The organism is Nostoc sp. (assembly GCF_036917555.1).
Lineage (GTDB): Bacteria > Cyanobacteriota > Cyanobacteriia > Cyanobacteriales > Nostocaceae > Nostoc.
This window is the reverse complement of record NZ_JBALDD010000045.1, coordinates 17294-27012: the sequence shown is the minus strand read 5'-3', so window position 1 is coordinate 27012 and position 9719 is coordinate 17294. Positions and strand designations below refer to the sequence as shown.

Here is a 9719-nt window from a genome sequence, read left to right as displayed (position 1 = left end):
GGAGAAATCTTTTAGCAGCACCAGTTTTTTCTCGCGCACTACTTGGTCAACAATTATTACTTTTCCTTGTTTTTGTTCTTAACCGAGAAGTATTGCTCACCGCCCTACTTCTTCTTCACCGCCGGATACTGTTTCAACACCTGCTGTAAATATTGCCCAGTATAAGACCTGGGATTTTTTGCAACTTCCTCCGGTGTACCCACAGCAATCAATTCTCCCCCTTTGTCGCCACCTTCTGGTCCTAAATCTATCACCCAGTCAGAACAACGAATTACATCTAAGTTGTGTTCAATTACTAAAATTGAATTACCTTTATCCACCAATCTTTGCAACACATCTAATAATTTATGGACATCATAAAAAGATAATCCTGTTGTTGGTTCATCGATTAAATAAAGTGTTTTACCTGTAGCGCGTCGAGATAGTTCTGTTGCTAATTTTACCCGTTGCGCTTCCCCACCAGATAAAGTAGTCGCAGGTTGTCCTAGTTGGACATAACCCAACCCGACATCAAATAAAGTTTGCAAACGCGCGATCGCTTTGGGAATATTCTGGAAAAAGTCTAAACTTTCCTCAACTGTCATTCTCAAAACATCAGAAATAGACTTATCTTTATACTTCACTTGCAAAGTTTCGCGGTTGTATCTTGCACCTTTACAAATTTCGCATTGCACGTAAACATCTGGGAGAAAGTTCATTTCAATAACATTCACACCCTGTCCGCTACAAGCTTCGCAACGTCCACCTTTAACGTTGAAAGAAAATTGTCCGGGTTTGTAACCCCTAGCTTTGGCTTCTACTGTTTGGGAAAAGACATCTCGAATGGCATCGAAAATTCCTGTATAAGTTGCAGGATTGGAACGTGGTGTGCGTCCAATTGGGGATTGATCGATAACGATCGCTTTATCAATCGCATTCAATCCCTGAATTTTATCCAAATGTCTGGGTAAGGGAACTTTCTTAGTTAAATGGTGTTGCAGAGATGGATACAGTAATTCGTTAATCAGGGTAGATTTGCCAGAACCAGACACACCAGTGATGGAGACGAGTTTACCTAGTGGAATTTCTACATCTATATTTCTTAAATTGTTGCGATGGGCATTTTTAATTCCCAAACTGCGCCCATTTCCTTCTCGGCGTGCTGCTGGTGTGGTAATTACTCGCCTTCCTGATAAATATGCACCAGTCAAGGAATCTTCTGCTGCTAATAACGCCTGAAAATCTCCTTGGGCGATAATATTTCCGCCGTGAATTCCTGCACCAGGGCCAATATCAACTATGTAATTAGCTGCACGAATTGTTTCTTCATCGTGTTCGACGACAATTAATGTATTACCTAAATCACGCAACTTAGTTAAAGTTTTGAGTAACCTGCCATTATCTCGTTGATGCAAACCAATACTCGGTTCATCTAAAACGTAGAGAACTCCTGTTAAACCAGAACCAATTTGCGTTGCTAGACGAATTCGTTGGGCTTCACCACCAGAAAGGGTCATGGCGGGACGGTCAAGGGTGAGATAATCTAAACCTACATCTAACAAAAATTGCAATCTAGCTTTGATTTCTCTCAGGACTAAATCAGCAATTTGTAACTGGCGATCGCTCAACTTGAATTGCTCAATTCTCTCTCGACAATCCCGAATCGATACCCCAGTCAATTCTAAAATTCCATATTGTCCCAACTTCACCGCTAAGGCTTCCGGTTTTAACCGTTTACCCTTGCAAACTTCACACGGTTGATCGATTAAATACTGCTCTAATTTTTGCTTAACTAATTCAGAACCACCTTCATACTGGCGTTGCAAAATTGGAATAGCACCTTTAAAACTCTGCTTTCTTTGTGTCTCTGCGGCTCGTTCATCTTTTTCTCCATACAGAAGAATTTGCTGCTGTTCTTCTGTCAGTTTGCCCCAATTTGTCTGTAACTCAAATCCATAAATCTGCCCCACACTATAGAGTAATTCCAAATAATAAGAATTATCTTTTTCTGACCAAGGCGCGATCGCAGCATACACTGGCGCTTCCCAGTCAGGTACGATCAAGTCTGGTGCAAATCTTCTTAAAGTCCCGATTCCATGACAGTGCGGACAAGCACCATAAGGTGAGTTAAAGGAGAACAATCGCGGCGATAGTTCCTCCATTACCGCGCCATGTTCTGGACAAGCAAAGTTTTCTGAAAATATTAATTCTTCTTCTTTTTCTTGTCCGTCGTCACCAAGCAGACTGACCAGAATGGCTGCAATCCCACCCGATTGCTTGAGACACGTAGACAGGGAATCAACCAAACGCTCCTGAATATCAGCTTTTTTCACCAAGCGGTCGATTACCACTTCAATGGTGTGGGTAAAATTTTTATCCAATTCAATGGAATCTGACAGTTCGCGGATCTCGCCATTGATTCGCACGCGGACAAAACCTTGGGATGCCAGACTTGACAAAAGCTTACGGTGTGTGCCTTTTTTTCCCCGGACAACGGGTGCAAGAATTTGGAAGCGGGTGCGATCTGGTAATTCCATGATCTGATCGCACATCTCATCGATTGTCTGGGGTGCAATACAGCGATCGCATATCGGACAATGGGGTTCGCCAGCCCGACCAAACAACAGCCGCAAATAGTCGTAAATCTCCGTCACCGTACCGACAGTGGAACGGGGGTTATGAGATGTTGACTTTTGGTCAATGGAAATTGCTGGACTTAAGCCTTCAATCGCTTCCACATCCGGCTTATCCAGTTGTCCGAGAAATTGCCGTGCGTAGGCGCTGAGGGATTCCACATAGCGGCGTTGCCCTTCAGCGAAAATGGTATCAAATGCCAGGGAAGACTTACCAGAACCAGAAACGCCAGTAAATACGATTAGGCGATCGCGTGGCAATTCCAAGTCAATATTTTTCAGATTATGCTGCCTAGCACCCCGAATCCGAATGGTATTCTGGCTGTTGTGGCTGGGGTACGGAAGATGTCCATTCAAGGATGCTGCTAGCTGTTGGTCTGACATATTGGGCGGCGAAGAGGGAGTTTCTGATGAAACAGTCCTTAATAATACTATCTTTAATCGGTTTATTGTAGAACAATAGTACTGTTATATTGAGTTATCATTCCAGATTCATGCCGCAGACATACTTAAGAGTCTGCTAATTTGGAAGCATCCCGATTAAATATCCTTCTGAGGGCGAAGCTATGGTATTGCAAACCCAACCGCCGACCCAGCCAGAGGTCATCTACCCAGATAGTGACGGGCAACCAGTGGCTAATAATACTATACAGTTTGGCTGGATTGTAGAAATTAAGCAGAATATCGAGTGGCTATTTGCCGACAATCCAAATGTATTTGTCGCTGGGGATTTATTTTGGTATCCGGTAGAGGGACGCAACAAAGTTGTCAACGCCCCAGAAGTGATGGTGGTATTAGGTAGACCAAAAGGCGTAGGCGTAGCCCGTCGTAGACATCGCCTGTGCTATCAACAATGGAAGGAAGAGGGAGTTGCACCACAAGTTGTGTTTGAAATTCTTTCTCCCAGCAACACTCAAACAGAAATGGACAAGAAATTACTTTTTTATGACCGCTATGGTGTGGAAGAGTATTACATTTACGATCCTGATCGGAATAATTTGCACGGTTGGTTGCATGGTGAAGACGGTTTAGATGTCATCCCCCAAATGGAAAATTGGGTGAGTCCTCGGTTAAAAATTCGGTTTGCTCCATCATCAGAGGGTTTGCAGCTATATCGCCCTGATGGAGAACGGTTTTTAACTTATACAGAAATTTCTCGCAACGTCGAACAAGAACGGCAACGTCGAACAAGAACGGCAACGAGCAGAACAAGCAGAACAAGCCAGAAGAGATGCCATACCCCGATTATTGCAAATGAATTTGAGCATTGAACAGATTGCCCAAGCTTTGGCATTGTCAGTAGAAGAAGTGCAAACGCTTGCTCAGGAGTAACGCCGTATGCAATTTTTTAATCGGGCTATTAGAAATGGAAATTGTACTTGAGATATTCTGATTATGCTAGCCAATGCAGCCACTCACAATGTCACCTGGGAAAAGTTACCTGATGATTTTGTTTTAGACAACGAGCCAGTGGATAACATTAATCAACCACTCTTGGCCGCTGCTTTAACAGAAAGCTTGGAACTTGCCAGCAGACTATCCACTGATGCTTTAACCATCACTAACTACGGTATCTGCGCCACCTTGAATAATCGATTTGTGGTCAAAGCGCCAGATTGGGGATATGTATCATCTATTCGAGTCTCACGAGAAGAAGTGAAGCGCAGTTATACCCCACGACTCCAAGGTGATATTCCCGTAATTGTGATGGAATTTCTCTCAGATACCGAAGGTGGAGAGTATTCGAGTAAACCAACCTATCCCCCAGGTAAATGGTTTTATTATGAGCAGATTTTACAAGTGCCAAACTACGCCATTTTTGAACCAGATGGCGGAGTCTTAGAAGTTTATCGGTGAGATGATTTAGGACGTTATAAACTGCAAACACCGGATGCAAATAATCGTCACTGGATTGCCGAAATGAACTTGTTTTTAGGCGTATGGCAAGGAAGCCGAGAAAATCGCACAGGCTATTGGTTACGTTGGTGGGATGATAACGGCGAACTATTACTGTGGGGTTTGGAGTTAGCAGCAAAAGAGCGCCAGCGTGCAGAAAGATTAGCTTCTCAGTTAAAAGCGCTGGGAGTAGAACCGGAGGTTTAACTCGGAAGTTCGACCTTTTTGCTCGGCCATTAGTGTTCGGAACTCGGAAGTTCGACCTTTTTGCTCGGCCATTAGTGTTCGGAACTCGAAACTTCGACCTTTTTGCTCGGCCGTTCGTGTTCAGAACTCGGAAATTCGACCTTTTTGCTCGGCCGTTGGCGTTCGGAACTCGGAAGTTCGACCTTTTTGCTCGGTCATTGGTGTTCAGAACTCGAAACGCCGAGATCAGAACTGCGATCACATTTCTTTTTTACTGAGCGATCGCTCTTTTTGAATATTAAAGGGCGATCGCTTCTTCACCCCCCTCATCTCCTTCATCCCCCTACCGTCCCGAACACACCTTAGCCGCACCAGGATGGCTAGCCAAATAACCCTTAAGCCAACTGCAACCCTGCGCTAATAAATCATCAAGATTCAGATTCCACAATTTGATGGTCTTGTCAGAACTGGCAGAAGCTAAAGTTTTGCCATCCGGGCTGAAGACGACGCTGTTGACCCAATCGCTATGCCCAGTCAGGGTGGAAATTTCTTTGCCCGTGTCGAGATTCCACAATTTAATGGTCTTGTCACGACTGCCGGAAGCTAAAGTTTTGCCATCGGGGCTGAAGACGACGCTGTTGACCCAATCGCTATGCCCAGTCAGGGTGGAAATTTCTTTGCCTGTGTCGAGATTCCACAATTTAATCGTCTTGTCAGCACTGGCGGAAGCTAAAGTTTTGTCATCGGGGCTGAAGACGACGCTGTTGACCGCATCGCTATGCCCAGTCAGGATAGAAATTTCTTTGCGCGTAGCGAGATTCCACAATTTAATGCTGTTGTCAGCACTGGCAGAAGCTAAAGTTTTGCCATCGGGGCTGAAGACGACGCTGTTGACCGAATTTCTATGCCCTCTGAGAGTGGTAATTTCTTTGCCTGTGTCGAGATTCCACAATTTGATGGTATTGTCATCACTAGCGGAAGCTAAAGTTTTGCCATCTGGGCTGAAGACGACGCTGTTGACTGAAAAGCTATGCCCACTCAAAGTAGTAATTTCTTTGCGCGTAGCGAGATTCCACAATTTGATGGTGTTGTCAGCATTGGCAGAAGCTAAAGTTTTGCCATTTGGGCTGAAGACGACGCTGTTGACTGAAAAGCTATGCCCACTCAAAGTAGTAACTTCTTTGCGCGTAGCGAGATTCCACAATTTGATGGTCTTGTCAGCACTGGCAGAAGCTAAAGTTTTGCCATCTGGGCTGAAGACGACGCTGTAGACCAATTCGCTATGCCCACTCAGAGTAGTAATTTCTTGGTGCATGTCGAGATTCCACAATTTAATGGTCTTATCAGCACTGGCGGAAGCTAAAGTTTTGCCATCCGGGCTGAAGACGACGCTGTATACCCAATTGCTATGGCCACTCAGAGTGGTAATTTCTTTGCGCGTGTTGAGATTCCACAATTTGATGGTGTTGTCAAAACTGGCGGAAGCTAAAGTTTTGCCATCTGGGCTGAAGACGATGCTGTAGACCAATTCGCTATGCCCTTTGAGAGTAGTAATTTCTTTGCGCGTGGCGAGATTCCACAATTTGATGGTCTTGTCAGCACTGGCGGAAGCTAAAGTTTTGCCATCTGGGCTGAAGACAATGCTTCTGACCGAATCGCTATGTCCACTCAGAGTGGTAATTTCTTTGCGCGTGTCGAGATTCCACAATTTGATGGTCTTGTCAGCACTGGCGGAAGCTAGAGTTTTGCCATCCGGGCTGAAGACGACGCTTCTGACCGAATCGCTATGTCCACTCAGAGTGGTAATTTCTTTGTGCGTGTCGAGATTCCACAATTTGATGGTCTTGTCAGCACTGGCGGAAGCTAGAGTTTTGCCATCTGGGCTGAAGACGATGCTGTAGACCAATTCGCTATGCCCTCTGAGAGTAGTAATTTCTTTGCGCGTGTCGAGATTCCACAATTTGATGGTCTTGTCAGCACTGGCGGAAGCTAAAGTTTTGCCATCTGGGCTGAAAACAATGCTTCTGGCCGAATCGCTATGTCCACTCAGAGTGGTAATTTCTTTGCGCGTGTCGAGATTCCACAATTTGATGGTGTTGTCATCACTGGCGGAAGCTAAAGTTTTGCCATTCGGGCTGAAAACTACGCTGTTGACCGAATATCTATGCCGTTCCAGGCGATTTTGTTCACGAATATTAGTACTAGATAGAATTCTCTGTAAACTAAACAAAGGGCTGTATGCTGGATAGTCTACTAAAGATTGTTTATCCTTGAGCAAACTTTTTAATTTTCCTGCCGCCTGCATTGCTAATAGCAGAGCATCAAATTCCCTGGAAGTCTCAAACAACTGCAACGCATTTGTTCCGTCTTGTTCCAATCGCGTAGCCGTTAAAGCAACTTTTCTACCTGCTTCTGCCTTTCTTAGTTCCTCATGAGAAGTTTTACGGGTATTGACTGCCTCTTGCCGTTGTTGATTTGCTTGGTTTGCCTGTACTTCAGCTTGACTAACCTTTGCCTTAGCTGCTGCCACTTTGTTTCGGGCTAGTTTCAGGTTTTGCTGTGCCTGACTCACTTGGGCATTTGCTGCATTCAGTTTTGAAGTTGCGTTACTAAGATTCCATTTTATCTGTACCGCTTGTTCCGATATCCGTTTATTTTCAACTGATATACGCTGATTATCTTGCTTGGTTGCTGCGGTTTCTGTCCTGGCGTTTTTTAAATCTCTCTGGGCGTTATTTGTTTCTGCCTTTGCTATTTTTGCTACTGCAATAGCATTCCTGGATGCCTGAAGACTTAGTTGAGTAACTATAAATGATGCTACCGCCCCCACCAGAGCAAAACCTAACACCACAGAGCCAATGCGAATCCGTTGATTAGCTTTACGGTTCGCCTCTGCTAATACCTGCTTTGCCTGTTCCTCTGCTTCCAGTCGTTTCTGCACATCACGCTTTTCCAATTCTTGGCTAGCAGCTAAAAACTGATAGTCCAAGTCACTCAAACTTTTACCAATTGCCCATTCTTGGGCATCGTGCAAAGTCTTTCCCCGCAACAAGCACGACTCATCTTGACGTTCAGACTCAACCCAAGCGTTCAATGTATCAGAGTAGGGGCGCAAGTTTGCTAAAATCTTGTCACACCATTCCTGCTTAAACACTTCTGTATAAATCTGGTTATAAATTCGCAGTTTCCCCTCCCGCTTCACCACCAACCCCGTCAGCCGCAGTTCCGTTTGTTCAGGACTATCATCAGTTGCTATCTCTCCCTGCTGCAAAATCTGCTGATACAACCCCAACAATCGCCCAGTCCTCTGTTCCCCACTCTGCAAAATTCTGTCTCGAATCGTCTTCAAATGCTCCGGCTCGTCTTGCGTCTCCCAATTCTCAATAATCCCCTCGCGTACCAACTCTTCCACCCAGTCTTTATCCTCTAGCCCCCAGTTCCTAGTCTCCAGCCCCCCCTGCACCAGCAACTTACAAACTTTTTGCGTCAAAAACGGCTGTCCTCCCGTCCAGTTCAGCACTACCTGCATCAATTCTTGAGAATCACCCACTTCTGCCAATCCCCGCGCCAAGGGTTGCGCCTCTGGGAGTTGAAAGCCAGTTAAATCAATTGCCTGTCCAATATTAAAAGGTGTCCGGCGTTTGTCTTGAATCAAATCTGAGGGCGTAGATACTCCAATCAAAGCAAAGGTGAGGCGATTATATTCAGAATGGTCTGCTCGTCGGTTGTAGCAATCGCGGATAACGGCAAAAAAGTCATCCAAGTTAAATGAAAGACTCAGAACGCTGTCAATTTCATCAATAAAAATAACAATCTTTTCAGTAATTGTTTGAAGTAATATTGTTTCAATAAACTTGCTAAAGTGCTGTACTGGTGAAAGCAACCCGTTATCAGTCCACCAAGTATCTAAATCAAAAGTTGTATAAATATTAAAACTTCCCGCCAGAGTATCAATCACCCCGGCATACCACTGTTCTGGGGTAATATCTGCCGTCCCAATAGCTGTAATATCAACAGCAGCACAAGCAAATCCCTCAGTTTGCAACTGCTGCATCACCTGCACCCGCAAGCTAGATTTCCCCATCTGCCGAGAATTGAGTACATAACAAAAATCCCCAGCCTTCAAGCCTTCATAGAGGTCATGGTCGGCTTGCCGTCTAACATAAGTTGGGGCATTTTGAGGAAGACTACCACCGACTTGATATTGGTACTGGGTCATAAACAATTAAAAATTAAAAATTAAAAATTATGAAATACAAATTTGGTAGGGTATGTTAGCACGGAGACTACGAATTACGGACTAAATAAGCTAGACGTTTTAACACTTTTACCACAGTATCTAGGTCATCTCCACGATTGAGCGACAGTGTGTAAGATAATGCATATCTTGGTGTATCCTGTTTCGTCAACTTAATAAATTGAAATTCTCGACCATTGGTTACAAAAGCAAACGTAGGTTTATCATTACCAGGATTAGCCAACATATAAGCTAATGCTTGAGAAATTGCTACCTCCAAAGAATATTCTGCTCGTTTCGCCTCAATAACGAGAACCCAAAATGGAGGATGAAGCACCAAGATATCAATACGTCCTCTAATAATTGTGCCTTCGTCTTTAGAACAAATTCTTACCTCTTCTTGCGACGCAATGTAAAAAGGCGGTTGATAAAAACCTGCCAGATGCAATAGTGGAGATAGCACGACCATTTTGACTACAGGTTCTAAAATTTGGTAGCGCGATAAATGCAAATATTCTGCCTTGACTTCGTTGAGAAATTGCTTTTCTAAGTCACTCAACTTAGGTAAATCTTGCTGCCACTCTGAAAAAAAAAGTTCGTCGTCTGCAAAGTGTAGACCAAATTCATTGATGAGTTGGGCTAGGGTGATATCTTTTCCTTGAATAACCTGAACCATTGTTAATCCTTTTAGTTATAGCGATTCAAAGAATGTTTGCGATAGATTACCCCACCCTAACCCTCCCCTTAGAAAGGGGAGGGAACCAAATTTCTGATCTCCCCCCTTAACA

4 protein-coding genes and 1 pseudogene are annotated in these 9719 nt (G+C 44.2%); 2 read left to right on the top strand and 3 right to left on the bottom strand.

Features of this window, described 5'->3' with window-relative positions; all coding sequences use genetic code 11:
- Nucleotides 1-104: 104 nt before the first annotated feature.
- The gene (gene uvrA, locus V7K60_RS18110; protein WP_334927211.1) at nucleotides 105-2996 is read right to left on the bottom strand and encodes an excinuclease ABC subunit UvrA; all 2892 of its coding nucleotides are present in this window, start codon (nucleotides 2994-2996) and stop codon (nucleotides 105-107) included.
- A 182-nt stretch (nucleotides 2997-3178) separates the two neighbouring features.
- Here uvrA and V7K60_RS18105 point away from each other — a divergent pair, with 182 nt between their 5' ends.
- On the top strand, nucleotides 3179-3883 hold the full coding sequence (locus V7K60_RS18105; protein ID WP_334927210.1) for a Uma2 family endonuclease: 705 nt from the start codon (nucleotides 3179-3181) through the stop codon (nucleotides 3881-3883).
- Between the two features lie 124 nt (nucleotides 3884-4007).
- Nucleotides 4008-4715, top strand: a pseudogene (locus V7K60_RS18100) (Uma2 family endonuclease).
- A 322-nt stretch (nucleotides 4716-5037) separates the two neighbouring features.
- On the opposite strand, the gene V7K60_RS18095 reads toward V7K60_RS18100, so the two are convergent.
- Together V7K60_RS18095 and V7K60_RS18090 are read right to left on the bottom strand one after the other, a co-directional pair.
- Nucleotides 5038-8913: an AAA-like domain-containing protein gene (locus V7K60_RS18095; RefSeq protein ID WP_334927209.1), complete on the bottom strand. Its 3876-nt coding sequence runs from the start codon at nucleotides 8911-8913 to the stop codon at nucleotides 5038-5040.
- Between the two features lie 67 nt (nucleotides 8914-8980).
- Nucleotides 8981-9607, bottom strand: coding sequence for a type I restriction endonuclease (locus V7K60_RS18090; protein ID WP_334927208.1), 627 nt, complete (start codon nucleotides 9605-9607; stop codon nucleotides 8981-8983).
- Between the last annotated feature and the right edge of the window lie 112 nt (nucleotides 9608-9719).

Coding starts and splice junctions, on each gene's coding strand:
- uvrA (WP_334927211.1), bottom strand. CDS start 2,996: ATGTCAGACCAACAGCTAGCAGCATCCTTGAATGGACATCTTCCGTAC.
- V7K60_RS18105 (WP_334927210.1), top strand. CDS start 3,179: ATGGTATTGCAAACCCAACCGCCGACCCAGCCAGAGGTCATCTACCCA.
- V7K60_RS18095 (WP_334927209.1), bottom strand. CDS start 8,913: ATGACCCAGTACCAATATCAAGTCGGTGGTAGTCTTCCTCAAAATGCC.
- V7K60_RS18090 (WP_334927208.1), bottom strand. CDS start 9,607: ATGGTTCAGGTTATTCAAGGAAAAGATATCACCCTAGCCCAACTCATC.